Here is a 13,670-nt window from a genome sequence, read left to right as displayed (position 1 = left end):
TGAAATGTGCAATCTCTACAACATCACGACCAGCCAGGAGGCCATCCGTCAGTGGACCCGCGCCTTGCGCGACATCCTCGGCAATCTCGAACCCTCCATCGACATCTATCCCAACCAGCCCGGCCCGGTGGTGCGCAATGCGCCGGACGGCGAACGCGAATTGGCCAATCTGCTGTGGGGCATGCCGACGCCACTGGAGCGGGTGAAGGGCAAGGCCGACTATGGCACCACCAATATCCGCAATCCGCAATACGGCCATTGGCAGCAATATCTCGGCATTGAGAACCGCTGCGTGGTGCCCGTCACCAGCTTTGCCGAGCCCAGCCCGACGCCCGGCGACAAGGACCCCGAGACCGGCATTCAGCGCAACTACTGGTTTGCACTCGGCGAGGACCGCCCGCTATTCTTCTTTGCCGGCCTGTGGACGCGCTGGCATGGCCTTCGCAAGGTCAAGGACGGCCCCGCCGATCACCAGGTCTATGGCTTCATGACGACCCAGCCCAACACGCTGATCGCGCCGATCCACGAAAAGGCAATGCCGGTGATCCTGACCACGCCGGAAGAAACCGAGACCTGGCTGACGGCGCCATGGTCCGAGGCAAGGCACCTGCAGCGCACGGCGCCCGATGACGCGCTGGTGATCGTCGAAAAACCGGCGACACAGATCAAGTTTCCGCAGCAGGCGCCGGCGCAAGGCTCGTTGTTTTAGCGCTTGAATTTCTGCAGCACCCAGATGTAGCCTTTGGGCGGATGATCCTGGTCGATGAACTGCGTCTTCACCGTCGTGTCCTTGCGGCTGCATCGCCTGCACCTGAACCTGATCGCTTCCAGCGGCTTGTTCCAGCCCACCACCTGGGCCACGTCATTCGCCCTGAAGCGTCCGACATGGTAGCAATGGCCGCACTCCACGATGAGCAGCATGTTGGCCTTGGCGGCACGCCCGACGCTGTCCATCGGCCCGGCCATGGCTCATTTCCGGGTCGAGTAATCCTCGGGCAGCGGAAGCAGGCCAAGCTCCGCCATCCGGTAATCGGGCTCCTTCTCCGCGACGCTGGCCAGCACCTCGTGCAATTTCTCGACAAGCCCGCAAAGCTGCCAGAACAGCTCGCCATGCGCCTTCAGATGCAGCTGCGACGACAGCACCGTCCGGCGCAGGCTCAAAGTGTCCCTGATGATCGCCTCCGCATCCCTCGCCGACAGCCTGTCAAACCGGCTTTTTCGTCTGCCCATCGCGGCTCTCCTCGATTTGTGAGCAACCGCCCCGCCTGCTGACAAATAGGAAGGCATTCCTCGCAGAGTCAATTCGCTCTTGACATTTTTGTTCCCGTTTTGTTCAATTTCGACAGGAGCGCTGGAGGCACCGCCAAGGACCACATCGTGACGCTGGACAGCCGCCAGGAGGCTGCCCTCCGGCGCGGCTGCCTGGGAAGCGACAGCACGCCCCTCAATGCCTCTTGAAATACTGCACCTCGCGTTCGTGCTTCTCGGCGGCCTCGCGGGTATCGAAGGTGCCGAGATTGCGGCGCTTGCCGGTCTTTTCGTCCTTCTTGCGCGAATAGAGGCGGTATTTTCCGTCCTTGAGTTTTCTGATCATCTGTCACTCCCCGAGCCGCTGCTTCCCCTTAAGGTTGCGCGCGGCTTGTTCGATAGCCGCCCTGTCGTTTCCCAGCCTGTCGATCAGCTCCTGCGCCTGTTCGCCCGATATGCCGGTGCGCACCGCCAGGGCCTCCACCGTCAAAACGTCGGAGCTCGCGACCTCGCGGGTTTCCGGCAGGGCATCGCCTGCCGTCAGTGGCAGGGCTGCCTCCCTGTCGATCTCGGCCTCGGCCTGGTGCCAGTGCCGCTCGGGATCGCCATGGATCCCGCCTTCGCGTTCCCAGATCTGGTATGCGCGCTCACGAATCTTGTCTTCCCGGTCGTCGCCCATGTTGATTTCTCCTTTGGGTATCGGATGAACGCCGCGCCAACCCGAACGATCCAAGAAATCTGCGTGATCGTTGGGTGGGGTCGCACAAGGCGCCATGCACTGCGGCCGCCAGCCACCCCCCCGGCCTGCCTACTCGCACTGCCTGCGCGGCCCGCCGGAATATGGCTGATAGCTGTTGTCCTCCGGTCGATATGACCGGTAGCGGCCGAAGCAGTATTGCACGTGATCGGATGAGAGCTCGGCGTCGCCGGGTTCATCCGATGGCGCGAAGCCCTCCACCGACGACGTATCGCTCGCCTCGAAATAGCTGCCGTCATCGGCGGCGCCGAGATAGGGTGAGATGCAGGGGCGCTGTTGTCCGCTGTAGGACGTGTAGCGGTTGTCGTCTGGCCTGTAGGAGCGGTAGCGGCTTGCGCACCATTCGACATGGGCGGCGGGCAGCGTCTGCTGCTCTTCTACCGCCGGTTTGATGGAGCCGGTGGCGGTGGTGTCGGGTGTCGAAGCTGCGGCCGTGTCGGAGGGTTTCGAGGTGCGATCAACTTCCGAGGTGCGAACGGGGACCGGGCGGGCGGGGAGGCGCTCCAGGCGCTGCGAAGCCGGGTTCACCGGGCGCGGGTCCCTGGTCCACAGTTCGGCGACGCTGGAGACGGGGGCGGCCGGCCGTACCGGCTTGGCTATCAGAAGCCAGGTGGCGAAGGCCAGGCCGCTGGCGAATACGGCGAGCGTCAGGACAAAGCCGCCAAAGATTGCGAACAAGGCTTTCATGCCGCGCTCCTTCGCCTCCCGGTTAAGGAAATGCGGGGGCGGGGAATCCGGTTCCAGGGAAAGCGCGGGGCGGGGGTCTTAGGCGGCTTTCAGTGCAGGCCGAATTCGCGCAGCAGTTCTTCGCGGTAGCGTACGAAGCGGCTTTCGCTGCGCTCGCGCGGGCGGGGCAGGTCGATGTCGATCAGGCGCGCCGCGCCGCCTTTCTCCTTGGGCAGGATCAGCACCCGGTCGGCAAGGTAGATCGCTTCCTCGAGGTCGTGCGTCACCATCACCATGGTGACGTTCTCCTCGCTCCAGATGCGCGCCAGTTCCTCCTGCATGCCGATCTTGGTCATGGCGTCGAGCGCGCCCAGCGGCTCGTCGAGCAGCAGGATTTCGGGCTGCACGGTCAGCGCGCGGGCGATGCCGACGCGCTGCGCCATGCCGCCCGACAGCTGCCGGGGAAACGCATCGCTGAATTCGGCGAGGCCGACGAGCGCGATATAGAAGCGCGCCCGTTCCTCGGCCTCGGCCTTCGGCACGCCGCGCACTTCGAGGCCGAAGGCGACATTGCCGAGGACGGTCAGCCAGGGCAGCAGGCGCGGTTCCTGGAAAATCACCGCGCGCTCGGCACCGACGCCGTGCACCGGCTTGCCGTCGATGGCGACGCCGCCGCTGTCGGCGGCCTCCAGCCCGGCTAGGATGCGCAGCAGCGTGGTCTTGCCCGATCCGCTGGCGCCGACGATGACAAGGCATTCACCCGAGCGGATGTCGAGGTTGAGGGTCCTCAACACGGCGAGCGAGCGCCCACTGATGCTGAACGATTTGGACAGGTCGCGTATGCTGACCTGACCGCCGCTTGTGCTGCTCATCGCGCGCGTCTCCCAACTGGTTGGTCGGTTGCTTTTGTCAGTTGGTCTTGGCTTCGCCCGGCCGGTAGAGGATGTCCGCTGCCTTCAGCTTACCCTTTGGCAGGCGGCCGTCGCGCTCGAGCACGCTGACCCAGAAGTCGATGTCGCGGTCCGTCGCCTTGGCGCCCTGGCGCAGGCCGAAGCCGGTCCAATAACGCGCCAGCTCGCCGTTTTCGCCGCGCTTGTCGAGGATGTTTGCCAGCACCTTGCGCGCTTCGTCGGGGTTCTGCAGCGACCAGTCGGAGGCGCGCGCCGATTGTTCGACGAAATTGCGGGCGGCGTCGGGATGCGCGGCGATGAAGTCGCGCCTGAGCACGACGAAGCCGCCGGCCAGCTCGCCCAGCACGTCGGTGTCGTTGAACACGCCACGCACACCGCCATTGTCGACCAGCGCCCCGGCAAATGTCGCCTGCCAATAGCCCAGCGCCGCGATGTCGACCTGGCGGGAGCGCAAGGTCTGCTCGAGCTGCGGTCCGGGCACGACGACGAGATTGGCGGCATCCGGCGGCAGGCCGACGCTGTGCAGCGCCTCGCGCACGGTGTAGTCGAGATGGGCGCCGAGCGTGTTGACGGCGATGGTCTTGCCGGCGATGTCGGCGATCGATTTGATCGGGCTGTCGTCCAGCACGTAGAAGACGCTGCGCACCTTGCTGTTGATGCCGTTGCTCGGATAGGCGGCGACGAAGTCGTTGCCGCCGGAGATCGAATTGATCACGGCGGCGGTTGCGGCCGAGCCGATATCGACGCTGCCGGAGGCCAGCGCAAACAATGATTCCGGGCCGCCGCCGGAATAGCCGACATTCTCGACCTCGATACCGAGGCCTTTGAAATAGCCGAGCTCGGCGGCCAACTCATGCGGAGAGATGCTGCCACGGCTGGCGAGTGAGCGGAACTTGACGGGTGCCGCTTCGGCAAAGGCGAAGCGCGGCAGGCCGGCGGTGAGAAGGCCGGCGGCGAAGGGCGCGCCGGCAAGCAGGGAACGGCGGGAGATTTTCATGGTCCGGGTCTTTCCTGATTTGAGTTCTGGCCTGGTTGAGATTGGTAAGGGCGAGTGGTCAGTCGACGGCATTGCTCCAGCGGCAGAGCCGGCGCTGCAGGCTGACCAGCGCCTGGTTTGCAATCAGGCCGAGGCCGGCGAGGATGACGATTGCCGCAAACATCAGCGGGATCTGGAAATTGTATTGCGCGTTCATCACCTGGAAGCCGATGCCCTTGTTGGCGCCGATCATTTCGGAAGCGATCAACAGCAGCAGCGCCGTGGTGGCGCTGAGCCTAAGCCCAACGAAGATCGACGGCACGGCGCCGGGCAGCACGACGCGACGGAAGACGGTGAGCTGCCTGGCGCCATAGACGCGGGCCATCTCCAGCAGTTTCGGATCGACCTGCTTGACGCCGCCGATGGTGTTGAGCAGCAACGGGAACAGCGTCGCCCAGAAGATGACGAACACCTTGGAGGCTTCGCCGAGCCCAAGCAACAGGATGAAGACGGGATAGAGCGCCAGCGCCGAGGTCTGGCGGAAGACCTGCAGGATGGGATCGAGCGCGGTCTCGACCGTGCGCACCTGACCCATGAACAGGCCAAGCGGGATGGCGACCAGCACTGCGGCCGCGAAAGCGAGACCGGCGCGCTGCAGGCTGATGGCGATGTCGCCGAGCAGAGTGCCGCCGACCAGCCCCTTCCAAAGTGCTGCGACAATCATGTCGATCGGCGGCAGCACGGCCGCGTTGACCCAGCCCGCGCTGCTCGACACTTGCCAGATTGCGAGGAAAGCGATGAGGACGCCGTAGCGCGACAGGAAGCGGATGCCCGCCCGGCCACCGAGGCGCAGGAAGTCCGTGCCGAGGCTTGTCGTGCTGTCAGGCGTGCCGAGGCTGGCGGCCTGTTCGATGTGCTGCAAGGTCATCGTGTTGCCTCCTGCTTGGAAAATATCGGGCTTCTCGGGATTATTCGGCGGCCAGCACCGCCGAGCGGGCGGCGGTCCAGGGGTTTTCCGGCCGCCTGAGGCCGAGGTTCTCGCGCAGTGTCCTGCCTTCATAGGCGGTGCGGAACAGGCCGCGGCGCTGCAGTTCGGGGATCACGAGCTCGACGAAGTCGTCGAGCCCGCCGGGCAGCCAGGGCGGCAGGATGTTGAAGCCGTCGGCGGCTTCGTTGCCGAACCATTCCTCCAGCTGATCGGCGACCTGCGTGGCGCTGCCGATGACGGTATAATGGCCGCGGGCCGTTGCCACCCATTGGTAGAGCTGTCGGATGGTGAAGTTGTGCTCGTCGGCAATCTGGCGGATCAGCGCCTGGCGGCTCTTCATGCCTTCGGTCTCCTTGCTCGGCGGCAGCGGTCCATCGAGCGGATAGCCGGTGATGTCGAGCGTCTGGCCGGCCAGCCCGTTGAGCAGGGCGACGCCGTCTTCGGGCAGGATGAGATCGTTCAGTTGCTGGTACTTGGCGCGCGCTTCTTCTTCGGTGCGGCCGACGAAGGGTGCCACGCCCGGCATGATCAGCACCTGCTCGGGATCGCGGCCGACGGCCGTCACGCGCGCCTTGATATCGCGATAGAATTCCTGCGCCGACGCCAGGTTCTGATGGGCGGTGAAGATGACTTCCGCCGAGTGGGCGGCGAGCTTGCGACCGTCTTCCGATTGCCCCGCCTGCACCACGACCGGATGCCCCTGCACCGGGCGCGGCACGTTGAGCGGCCCTTTCACGCTGAAATGCGCGCCCTTGTGGTCGATGTCGTGGAGCTTGTCCTTGTCGTAGAAGCGCCCCGATTTCTTGTCGCGGATGAAGGCATCGTCCTCCCAGCTGTCCCACAGCGCCTTGACCGTCTCGACGTGCTCATGCGCGCGGGCATAGCGCTCGGCGTGGGCAGGCTGCGTCTCGCGATTGAAGTTGCGCGCGGTTTCGTCGCCGGCCGAGGTGACGACGTTCCAGCCGGCGCGGCCGTTCGACAGATGATCGAGCGAGGCGAATTTGCGGGCGAGCGTGTAGGGCTCCTCGTAGGTGGTCGAGGCGGTAGCGATGAAGCCGAGATGCGTGGTGAGCGGCGCCAGCGCTGCAAACAGCGTCACTGGCTCGAAGCCGGCGATCTTGGCATTGCCGCCTTCACGCGCGCCGAGGCCGACCGTCAGATTGTCGGCGAGGAAATAGGCGTCGAACAGGCCGCGCTCGGCGGTCAGGGCGAGCTGCTTGTGGAACTCGAAATTGGTGGCGCCGTCGGCCGGCGCCTCGGGGTGGCGCCAGGCGGCGATATGCTGTCCGCCGCCGGGCAGGAAAGCGCCCAGTTTGATTTGCCTGGATTTGGTGGATCTGGTCATCGCGGCGTGCTCCTGGACGGATCGGAAAGGGGATCTCGGGTCAGTGGTGCGTTCAGGCGGCAAGGCCGACGCCGTAGGGCACCCCGGTTACACGGCATGCCTCGGCGACCGCCTGCCGAGCGCGGGCGTGGATGGCTTCCGACATCAGCACGCCATTGGCAAAATCCTTGTCGGAGGCGTAGATCGCGGTCGGCACGGTCAGCGCCTCGAAGAAGCCGAACAGCGGCCGCAACTGGTGCTCGACGATCAGCGAATGGCGCTCGCCGCCGCCGGTCGCGGCGAGGATGACGGGCTTGCCCCTCAGCGATGACGGATCGAGCAGGTCGAAGAAGTGCTTAAAAAGCCCGGTATAGCTGCCTTTGAAAGTCGGCGAGCCGGCCACCAGGATGTCGGCGCCCAGCAGCCGTTCGACGATGTTGCGCGCCGCCGGGTCGAGGTCGCCGAGGCGCCTTGCCTGCGGCAGGGACGCGCCGAGATCCTCGATGTCGAAGACGGCCGAGGCCGCGCCGATGCTTTCGGCGGCCTGCCCGACAATGTGGCTGACGAACGCCTTGGTCTTCGAGGGCCGGGTCAAATTGCCCGACAGCCCCACCACGAGCTTTTTCGACATTCCTGGCTCCCTCTCAAGCGCTCTATTTTAGGATCTTGGGTCTAGCGATCTATGTTAAATCTAGAGAGTTTGTAGAATTAAGAGAGTGAGAAAATTTCAAAAGTAGCGCATTGGACGAACGGAGTTTGCGGCACATCGCCTGCAATTGGTTTATTCAATGCGCCGCAGCGCGCTGAAAACCCGCCACAGCGCCTTCAGCCGCGATGGCGCAGCGCGTCGGACAGAGCGCATGAAGCCGGCCGGATATATAAGGCAAGTCGCCCTCGGACGCTCCCGGCGCGACGTCGAGGAACTATGTCCCGATACCACAATCCTCGACGGCCTAGCGGTCCTCGGGGAGGATGCAAGCGAGGCACAGGCCACGGCGCTGGAGTGGCTCCGCAGCATGCAGTGAGTCAGGTCAATTTGATTCAAATCCGGCTGTGGATATTTGCTTTTGGCTAAATCGAGGCGGTCATCTTGCCGGCGGGCGGGCAACAGGGAGATGCCTATGACAAGCGACTTTGCCGCCGCACACCTGCACCTTGAACGAGCCTGCCACTATTTGAGCGGCGAGGACGAGACGAGCCGCACGGCTCGTGCGGCTCTGGATCTCCTGATCGATGCAATTGTCGCAGCGCAATACAAGCGGCCGGTGGGAGATGTTGTGGAGTTTCCAAGGCCGGCAAAGCTGGGGCAATCCGCAAGCGGGAACGGGTAGTCCAACTGGCGGCGTCCCTTGTCCTGCCGGATTTACATGAACCAGGTGGCCACCAGGCCGATCGTCGCCGAGAAGATGGCGGCGGTCGTTGCCCAACCGAGTATGTTGGTGCTGCGGCTGTTCACCTGCTCCCCCATGATCCTGCGGCTGTTCGTCATCAGCATGATGAGCAGCAGCAAGGGCGGTGTCGAGAAGCCCTGAACGATGCCGGACCAGACCAGCGCCTTCATCGGATTGAAGCCGAGAAAGTTCAGGCCAGCGGCGATCGCCGTAAAAAATCCGATGGCGAGGTAAAATTTGGGCGCCTCTCGAGCCCGGGCGTGCAGGCTGTTTTTCCAGCCGATGGCTTGTGCCACGTCATAGGCAGCGCCGGTGGTCATGACAGGAACCGCTAGGAAACCGACGCCGATCACACCTGCGGCGAACAGAACGCTTGCGGCCTGGCCGGCGAGCGGCCGCAGCGCCTCCGCGGCTTGCGCGGCCGTGTCGATATCGTGATGCCCCGCCTTGTAGAGCGTCGCCCCCGTCGACAGGATGATGAAATACATGATGAGATTTGAAAACATCATGCCGATGAGGATGTCCCGGCGCGAGCGGCGGAGTTCGCTGTCGGTAGCGCCCTTCCTTTGGCTGAGCGTTGTGCGCCCCTGGGCAATCTCCTCCTCCACCTCCTCATTGGACTGCCACGTATAGAGATAGGCGGACAGCGTCGTGCCGATGATGGCGACCAGGATCGACAGGAACTCGCGATTGAATTCGATCCTGGGGAGCAACGTCCCGCGCAGCACCGCCGCGGCGTCCGGCTTGGCCAGAATGGCGGCACCGACATAGGCGAGCAGCGCCAGCGCCAGCCAGCGAAAGATGTTGCGGATCAAAGTATAGGAGCCGAAAACCTGGAGGGCGAAGATGAGGGCGGCGACGAACAGCACGATCAGCGGAATGGGAAGCGGCACGAATATGTTGATCGCCGCCGCCATTCCACCAAGATCCGCCGCTGCCTCGATGGTGTTGCCGACGAGCACACCCAACAGCACCGACCAGAGCAGCCACCGCGGGTAGAAGTCCTTGATGACGTGGAACAATCCGCGCCCCGACACCTGGCCGAGCTTCGACGACAGGTAGACGACCGCGTACATCATCGGCAACGTCACCGGAGCCGTCCAGAGCAGGTCGGGTCCGAAACGGGCGCCGGCACTGGCATAGGTGCCTATAGCGGAACAATCGTCGTCGGCCGCCCCTGTTATCAGGCCGAGGCCGAGCGCTCGTCCTATGCCGCCCTTGCCCTCCTTCGGTGGGATGGAATGATCGGAACCGGCCTGCCTCATTGCGACCGGACCGGGTTGCGAACGAAAGACGCGGCCTGCCATGCAATAATGGTAAGGATCGGTCGCGGCGCTGGTCTCATTTTGCTTCCTTCAACAACTTGCCCAAACCCGGCGTGCCATGACTTGTTCCGCGACGACCGGACAGGGGTTTTGTCTCAGGCAAAAAAGTTCGGGTTGACCGCTTCCGAACGCGAAGCGACTATCCGTTCGAGGCGAAGATCGCAGGAGGAAATGCAATGGACGAGCCCGGTCAGTGGCGCCACATGTCGAGCGCGCCAAGGGACGGCAGCAGAATCCTTGTCACGGTTCGGCCGTCCGAACAGGGTCCGGCCGAGGTCGACATGGCTTACTGGGCCCGCGCCGATCAGTTCGGCAGCGAAGGCTGGCGCGCCTCCGACTCGTCTCCAGGACGCATCGTCGAATATGCCGAACCCGAACTGAAGTGCTGGATGCCGCTGCCGTCGGCCAATCTCAGCAAGGGATCGATGCCGAGCCCCTGGGAGGGCGAAGATGTGCCGCTGGTGGATGGCTCGGGGATATGAGCTAGCGGGAAGGGTCGTTTTGATCGCTGCCGGGACAGCGCCCCCCTCTGTCCTGCCGGACATCTCCCCCACAAGGGGGGAGATTGGCAGCTTCACTGTCGGCCCTCAGAACAGGAATGCGGCTGTAGCGGGGTTCGGGCCGGTGCGGCCGTCGGGCGAATCCATGCCCCGGATAAGCTCGAGGTCCTTCGCTTCCAACTCGAAATCGAAGACATCGAAATTGGCGGCGATGCGGTCCTGGTGGATCGACTTTGGAATGACGATCAGCCCTTCCTGAAGGTGCCACCTGACGATCGTCTGCGCCACCGACTTGCCGTGTTTCCTGGCGATGCTTTCAAGCGTCGGATCGCTCAACAGCCGGCCGCTGCCCAGTGGGCTCCAGCTCTCGATGCGGATGTTGTGCCTGTCGTGGAATTCACGTTTGTCACGCTGCTGGAAGCGGGGGTGGAGCTCGATCTGGTTGACGGTCGGCGTGACGCCGGTCTCGCCGATGATCCGTTCGAGGTGGTCCTGGTTGAAGTTCGAAACGCCGATCGACTTGATCCGGCCTGATTGCCTGAGTTCGATCAGCGTCTTCCAGGCCTCGACATATCTGTCCTGGCTGGGCACCGGCCAGTGGATCAGGAACAGGTCGATCTGTTCGATGCCGAGCTTGCTCATCGTCTCGTCGAAGGCGCGCAAGGCGGCGTCGCGCTGATGCGCGCCGTTGCGCAGTTTCGAGGTGATGAACAACTCGCTTCTCGGCACGCCGGCCGAGCGGATCGCCTGCCCGACACCTTCCTCGTTCTGATAGCCTTCGGCGGTGTCGATCAGCCTGTAGCCGGCCTCGATTCCCCAGCGCACCACCTTGGCGGTGATGGCTGGATCGACCTGCCACACGCCGAGGCCGATTTGCGGAATGGCGGAGCCGTCGTTCAATCTGATTTGTTCAGGTCTATTCAGGGTAATCTGTTCAGGCATGTTCAGGTCCTTCTGCATCGTTCCGCCCGGCGCAGGCTCTATCTAGTCTGAATGGCCGCCAAAGCCAGTCGATATCAGGAGAATGTGAGGAGACGGACGTGAAGCGCTGATCCTCCGCTTCGGGCCGACAGCTCTCTGTGACCCACGGACTCCAGGGAACTCTATACAGGACGACCCCACTATCGCGGATTCTGTGGTATTCTGTGGACTATCCGAGGAGGCGACTGCGTTGACCAACAGCTTGGAAGCCGAAGGGGCAAGAGACTGGTCGCCCCTGCTGGTCGCGGCAGAACAAGGCGATGCGGAGGCGGTTCGATCGGAATTGGCGGCTGGCGCCGACATCAATCAGTCGGACGACGGCGGCTGGTCTGCACTTCACCTTTCAGCCCTCAATGGCCGCACAGCTGTGGTGGAGGCGCTGATCGAAGACCCGGAAATCGACGTGAATGCCAGAAACAAGTGGAAGAGCACGCCCTTGAGCCTTGCGTCGGCCAAGGGACATTACGCGTGTATCGCAGTCCTCGTGAGACACCCCCAAATAGAGATCAACGCGCGAGCTGACTACTACGGCAGAACGGCTCTTATCGAGGCGGCGAAGAACGGGCATCTCGAAGTCGTCAAGTTGCTCGTGGAGAATGGCGCGGAAGTAAATCTGACCGACAAGACAGGGAGAAACAACGCGCTCATCGAGGCTATCAAGGGGCGGCACTACGAGATCGCGGAATACCTGCTGGATTCTGGGAAAGTGAGCTTTATCAACAAAGAGATGAGGCTAAACGCCCTGATCTGGGCTGGCAGCTGCCACAACCCTCAGCTTATCGAAAAGCTGGAAGCCGCGATCCACAGTTTCGACGGCAAATAAGGGCCTCGCCCTTACTGTCGCGGGGCGCGTCCGTATCTCCCGTCACGTCGACACGTTCGACGGCGCAAACGGCCCCGCGGCGCTTCACATAAATTATTCAACCAAACGGTTGACTATCTCAATGCATGCGTCTATATTCAACTACATGGTTGAATTAGAGACACCCCAGATGGACGCGGTTTTTCACGCCCTTGGCGACGCCACCCGGCGGCACATGCTTCGCGATCTCGCCGATGGCGAGAAAACGGTAAGCCAGCTGGCGGAACCCTTCGCGATGTCGCTCGCGGCGGCCTCCAAGCACATCAAGGCGCTGGAGAACGCAGGGCTTATTCGTCGAGAGGTGAGGGGCCGCACGCATCTGTGCCGACTAGCCCCTGGACCGCTGGCCAGCGCCCATCAGTGGCTCAGCTTCTACGAGCGCTTCTGGACCGGTCGTCTCGATGTTCTCGAACGCCTTCTTCGCGAAGAGGACGCACGCAAAGCCCAGGATAAGTCCAGGAAATCGCCCAACCCGAAAGAAGGAGACGAGCAATGAGCCAGATGAGAACCATCGACGCCTATGGCGAGCTGAGCGAGCCCGCCACGTTCACCATCCAGCGCCTCTTGCCCGGCCCCATCGAGCGCGTCTGGGCCTATCTCACCGAGAGTGACTTGCGCCGGCAATGGATGGCCGCGGGCCAGATGGAAATGAAGGCCGGCAGCTCGTTCGAATTGGTCTGGCGTAACGACGAGCTGACGGACCCGCCTGGCCAGCGCCCCGCGGGCTTTCCCGAAGAGCATCGGATGGAGGGCCGGATCACCGAACTCGATCCGCCGCGCAAGCTTTCCATCACATGGGGAAACACCGGCGGCGTCTCCTTCTTGCTGGAGGCGAAGGGTAACGATGTGCTGCTCACCGTCGTTCATCGCCGCCTGCCGGAACGTGCAATCCAGCTCAACATCACGGCCGGCTGGCACATACACCTCGACCTGCTGGCCGCCCGCCTGGCGGGCAAGACGCCGACCTCGTTCTGGGACGGCTGGAGCCGCCTGCGGGAAGAATACGACCGCCGCCTGCCGGCCTGATGTAACTCGCGGCGGCCATCCCTGAGGTCGCCGCCAGCAACACGAAGCAACGCTGAAACGATGAAACGTGCTTGCATCCGGCAAGCCTGATGGAGGAAGTCATGCGCAAATTGATCGCTGGAATGAAAATTTCCGTCGACGGCAAGATGGAGGGGCCCGAGGGTTATGCCGATTGGGTCGACGCGTGGTCGGACGAATACGGCCTGACGCCGCAAATCGACGCTTGCCTGCTTGGCAGCGTCATGTATGCCGGCTACGAGCGCTACTGGAGCGCCATCCAGAACGAGCCCGACAAGCCGCTGCCGATGACCGGCAAGTTACCGAAGCCGGCCGAGCTCGAATGGGCCAGCTTCGCCGCGCAGACGCCGCATTATGTGCTGTCGAACACAATGACTTCGGCGGCCTGGCCAAAGACGCGCTTCGTGCGGAATTTCGAGGATATCGCTGCGCTGAAACAGCAGCCCGGCAAGGACATCTACCTTATGGGCGGCGCCCGAATTACCGCGAGCCTTATCGATGCCGGGCTGGTCGATGAACTCAGGCTGATCGTCTATCCGCTGCTCGCCGGTGACGGAAAGGCGCTGTTTGGGACGGCGAAAAATCGTCGTGGGCTCGAACTGCGCAAGGTCGAACAGCTTTCGGACGGCCGCGTCGGGCTGGTCTACGGGATCGGCTAAAGCGCGTCGCGTTCGATCGGCCTCATGCGATGCGCTTT

The 13,670-nt window shown here is 63.3% G+C and carries 18 protein-coding genes; 6 read left to right on the top strand and 12 right to left on the bottom strand.

The features are described 5' to 3' along the window. Positions 1-4: 4 nt before the first annotated feature. Positions 5-709, top strand: coding sequence for an SOS response-associated peptidase (locus tag NKI97_RS28910; RefSeq protein ID WP_352837858.1), 705 nt, complete (start codon positions 5-7; stop codon positions 707-709). On the opposite strand, the gene NKI97_RS28905 is transcribed toward NKI97_RS28910, so the two are convergent. The 11 genes from NKI97_RS28905 to NKI97_RS28855 all read right to left on the bottom strand — a co-directional run bounded on the left by NKI97_RS28905 (position 706) and on the right by NKI97_RS28855 (position 9,526). Next, entirely contained in the window at positions 706-966 is a 261-nt protein-coding gene (locus NKI97_RS28905) for a hypothetical protein (RefSeq protein ID WP_352541208.1), read from the bottom strand. The genes NKI97_RS28910 and NKI97_RS28905 overlap by 4 nt on opposite strands. Before the next feature lie 3 nt (positions 967-969). Then, positions 970-1,230: a hypothetical protein gene (locus NKI97_RS28900; protein ID WP_352587141.1), complete on the bottom strand. Its 261-nt coding sequence runs from the start codon at positions 1,228-1,230 to the stop codon at positions 970-972. Between the two features lie 214 nt (positions 1,231-1,444). Next, on the bottom strand, positions 1,445-1,594 hold the full coding sequence (locus NKI97_RS28895) for a hypothetical protein (protein WP_023677295.1): 150 nt from the start codon (positions 1,592-1,594) through the stop codon (positions 1,445-1,447). Positions 1,595-1,597: 3 nt separating this feature from the next. Then, positions 1,598-1,927 (bottom strand): DUF2934 domain-containing protein, encoded by a 330-nt coding sequence (locus NKI97_RS28890; protein ID WP_023677296.1) that lies wholly within the window; start codon positions 1,925-1,927, stop codon positions 1,598-1,600. A 129-nt stretch (positions 1,928-2,056) separates the two neighbouring features. Then, positions 2,057-2,692, bottom strand: coding sequence for a BA14K family protein (locus tag NKI97_RS28885; protein ID WP_352837856.1), 636 nt, complete (start codon positions 2,690-2,692; stop codon positions 2,057-2,059). 89 nt (positions 2,693-2,781) lie between these two features. Beyond that, positions 2,782-3,543 carry an ABC transporter ATP-binding protein gene (locus NKI97_RS28880; RefSeq protein ID WP_352472198.1) on the bottom strand — a complete coding sequence of 254 codons (762 nt, stop codon included), beginning with the start codon at positions 3,541-3,543 and terminating at the stop codon, positions 2,782-2,784. Between the two features lie 37 nt (positions 3,544-3,580). Then, positions 3,581-4,579: an ABC transporter substrate-binding protein gene (locus NKI97_RS28875; RefSeq protein WP_352837854.1), complete on the bottom strand. Its 999-nt coding sequence runs from the start codon at positions 4,577-4,579 to the stop codon at positions 3,581-3,583. Between the two features lie 58 nt (positions 4,580-4,637). Then, the gene (locus tag NKI97_RS28870) at positions 4,638-5,486 is read right to left on the bottom strand and encodes an ABC transporter permease (protein WP_352472196.1); all 849 of its coding nucleotides are present in this window, start codon (positions 5,484-5,486) and stop codon (positions 4,638-4,640) included. A gap of 40 nt (positions 5,487-5,526) precedes the next feature. Continuing rightward, positions 5,527-6,891: an LLM class flavin-dependent oxidoreductase gene (locus NKI97_RS28865; protein WP_352587123.1), complete on the bottom strand. Its 1,365-nt coding sequence runs from the start codon at positions 6,889-6,891 to the stop codon at positions 5,527-5,529. A 52-nt stretch (positions 6,892-6,943) separates the two neighbouring features. After that, positions 6,944-7,501 (bottom strand): FMN reductase, encoded by a 558-nt coding sequence (msuE, locus tag NKI97_RS28860; RefSeq protein WP_352685266.1) that lies wholly within the window; start codon positions 7,499-7,501, stop codon positions 6,944-6,946. A gap of 732 nt (positions 7,502-8,233) precedes the next feature. Further along, positions 8,234-9,526, bottom strand: a complete 1,293-nt coding sequence (locus tag NKI97_RS28855; protein WP_352685267.1) for an Nramp family divalent metal transporter — start codon at positions 9,524-9,526, stop codon at positions 8,234-8,236. Between the two features lie 236 nt (positions 9,527-9,762). On the opposite strand from NKI97_RS28855, the gene NKI97_RS28850 reads away from it, so the two are divergent. Next, a complete protein-coding gene (locus NKI97_RS28850; protein WP_023677305.1) occupies positions 9,763-10,068 on the top strand; it encodes a hypothetical protein in 306 nt (101 codons plus the stop codon). Between the two features lie 105 nt (positions 10,069-10,173). On the opposite strand, the gene NKI97_RS28845 is transcribed toward NKI97_RS28850, so the two are convergent. After that, positions 10,174-11,028 carry an aldo/keto reductase gene (locus tag NKI97_RS28845; RefSeq protein WP_352451452.1) on the bottom strand — a complete coding sequence of 285 codons (855 nt, stop codon included), beginning with the start codon at positions 11,026-11,028 and terminating at the stop codon, positions 10,174-10,176. Between the two features lie 229 nt (positions 11,029-11,257). Here NKI97_RS28845 and NKI97_RS28840 point away from each other — a divergent pair, with 229 nt between their 5' ends. From NKI97_RS28840 to NKI97_RS28825, 4 genes are all read left to right on the top strand, one after another. Next, positions 11,258-11,890, top strand: a complete 633-nt coding sequence (locus NKI97_RS28840; RefSeq protein WP_352837851.1) for an ankyrin repeat domain-containing protein — start codon at positions 11,258-11,260, stop codon at positions 11,888-11,890. 145 nt (positions 11,891-12,035) lie between these two features. Continuing rightward, the gene (locus NKI97_RS28835) at positions 12,036-12,425 is read left to right on the top strand and encodes an ArsR/SmtB family transcription factor (protein ID WP_352451502.1); all 390 of its coding nucleotides are present in this window, start codon (positions 12,036-12,038) and stop codon (positions 12,423-12,425) included. Then, on the top strand, positions 12,422-12,955 hold the full coding sequence (locus NKI97_RS28830) for an SRPBCC family protein (protein ID WP_352451450.1): 534 nt from the start codon (positions 12,422-12,424) through the stop codon (positions 12,953-12,955). The genes NKI97_RS28835 and NKI97_RS28830 overlap by 4 nt, the downstream gene beginning before the upstream one ends. 101 nt (positions 12,956-13,056) lie before the next feature. Next, complete coding sequence (locus NKI97_RS28825) at positions 13,057-13,632, top strand: dihydrofolate reductase family protein (protein WP_352451449.1); 576 nt, start codon at positions 13,057-13,059, stop codon at positions 13,630-13,632. Positions 13,633-13,670 lie beyond the last annotated feature (38 nt).

Origin of the sequence: Mesorhizobium sp. M0296 (genome assembly GCF_040321675.1) — a bacterium.
Taxonomy (GTDB): domain Bacteria; phylum Pseudomonadota; class Alphaproteobacteria; order Rhizobiales; family Rhizobiaceae; genus Mesorhizobium.
This window is presented reverse-complemented; position numbering and strand designations above follow the sequence as displayed.

Excerpts from the sequence above, each read along its gene's own strand:
- NKI97_RS28910 (WP_352837858.1), top strand. The coding sequence starts at position 5 with ATGTGCAATCTCTACAACATCACGACCAGCCAGGAGGCCATCCGTCAG.
- NKI97_RS28905 (WP_352541208.1), bottom strand. The coding sequence starts at position 966 with ATGGCCGGGCCGATGGACAGCGTCGGGCGTGCCGCCAAGGCCAACATG.
- NKI97_RS28900 (WP_352587141.1), bottom strand. The coding sequence starts at position 1,230 with ATGGGCAGACGAAAAAGCCGGTTTGACAGGCTGTCGGCGAGGGATGCG.
- NKI97_RS28895 (WP_023677295.1), bottom strand. The coding sequence starts at position 1,594 with ATGATCAGAAAACTCAAGGACGGAAAATACCGCCTCTATTCGCGCAAG.
- NKI97_RS28890 (WP_023677296.1), bottom strand. The coding sequence starts at position 1,927 with ATGGGCGACGACCGGGAAGACAAGATTCGTGAGCGCGCATACCAGATC.
- NKI97_RS28885 (WP_352837856.1), bottom strand. The coding sequence starts at position 2,692 with ATGAAAGCCTTGTTCGCAATCTTTGGCGGCTTTGTCCTGACGCTCGCC.
- NKI97_RS28880 (WP_352472198.1), bottom strand. The coding sequence starts at position 3,543 with ATGAGCAGCACAAGCGGCGGTCAGGTCAGCATACGCGACCTGTCCAAA.
- NKI97_RS28875 (WP_352837854.1), bottom strand. The coding sequence starts at position 4,579 with ATGAAAATCTCCCGCCGTTCCCTGCTTGCCGGCGCGCCCTTCGCCGCC.
- NKI97_RS28870 (WP_352472196.1), bottom strand. The coding sequence starts at position 5,486 with ATGACCTTGCAGCACATCGAACAGGCCGCCAGCCTCGGCACGCCTGAC.
- NKI97_RS28865 (WP_352587123.1), bottom strand. The coding sequence starts at position 6,891 with ATGACCAGATCCACCAAATCCAGGCAAATCAAACTGGGCGCTTTCCTG.
- msuE (WP_352685266.1), bottom strand. The coding sequence starts at position 7,501 with ATGTCGAAAAAGCTCGTGGTGGGGCTGTCGGGCAATTTGACCCGGCCC.
- NKI97_RS28855 (WP_352685267.1), bottom strand. The coding sequence starts at position 9,526 with ATGAGGCAGGCCGGTTCCGATCATTCCATCCCACCGAAGGAGGGCAAG.
- NKI97_RS28850 (WP_023677305.1), top strand. The coding sequence starts at position 9,763 with ATGGACGAGCCCGGTCAGTGGCGCCACATGTCGAGCGCGCCAAGGGAC.
- NKI97_RS28845 (WP_352451452.1), bottom strand. The coding sequence starts at position 11,028 with ATGCCTGAACAGATTACCCTGAATAGACCTGAACAAATCAGATTGAAC.
- NKI97_RS28835 (WP_352451502.1), top strand. The coding sequence starts at position 12,036 with ATGGTTGAATTAGAGACACCCCAGATGGACGCGGTTTTTCACGCCCTT.
- NKI97_RS28830 (WP_352451450.1), top strand. The coding sequence starts at position 12,422 with ATGAGCCAGATGAGAACCATCGACGCCTATGGCGAGCTGAGCGAGCCC.
- NKI97_RS28825 (WP_352451449.1), top strand. The coding sequence starts at position 13,057 with ATGCGCAAATTGATCGCTGGAATGAAAATTTCCGTCGACGGCAAGATG.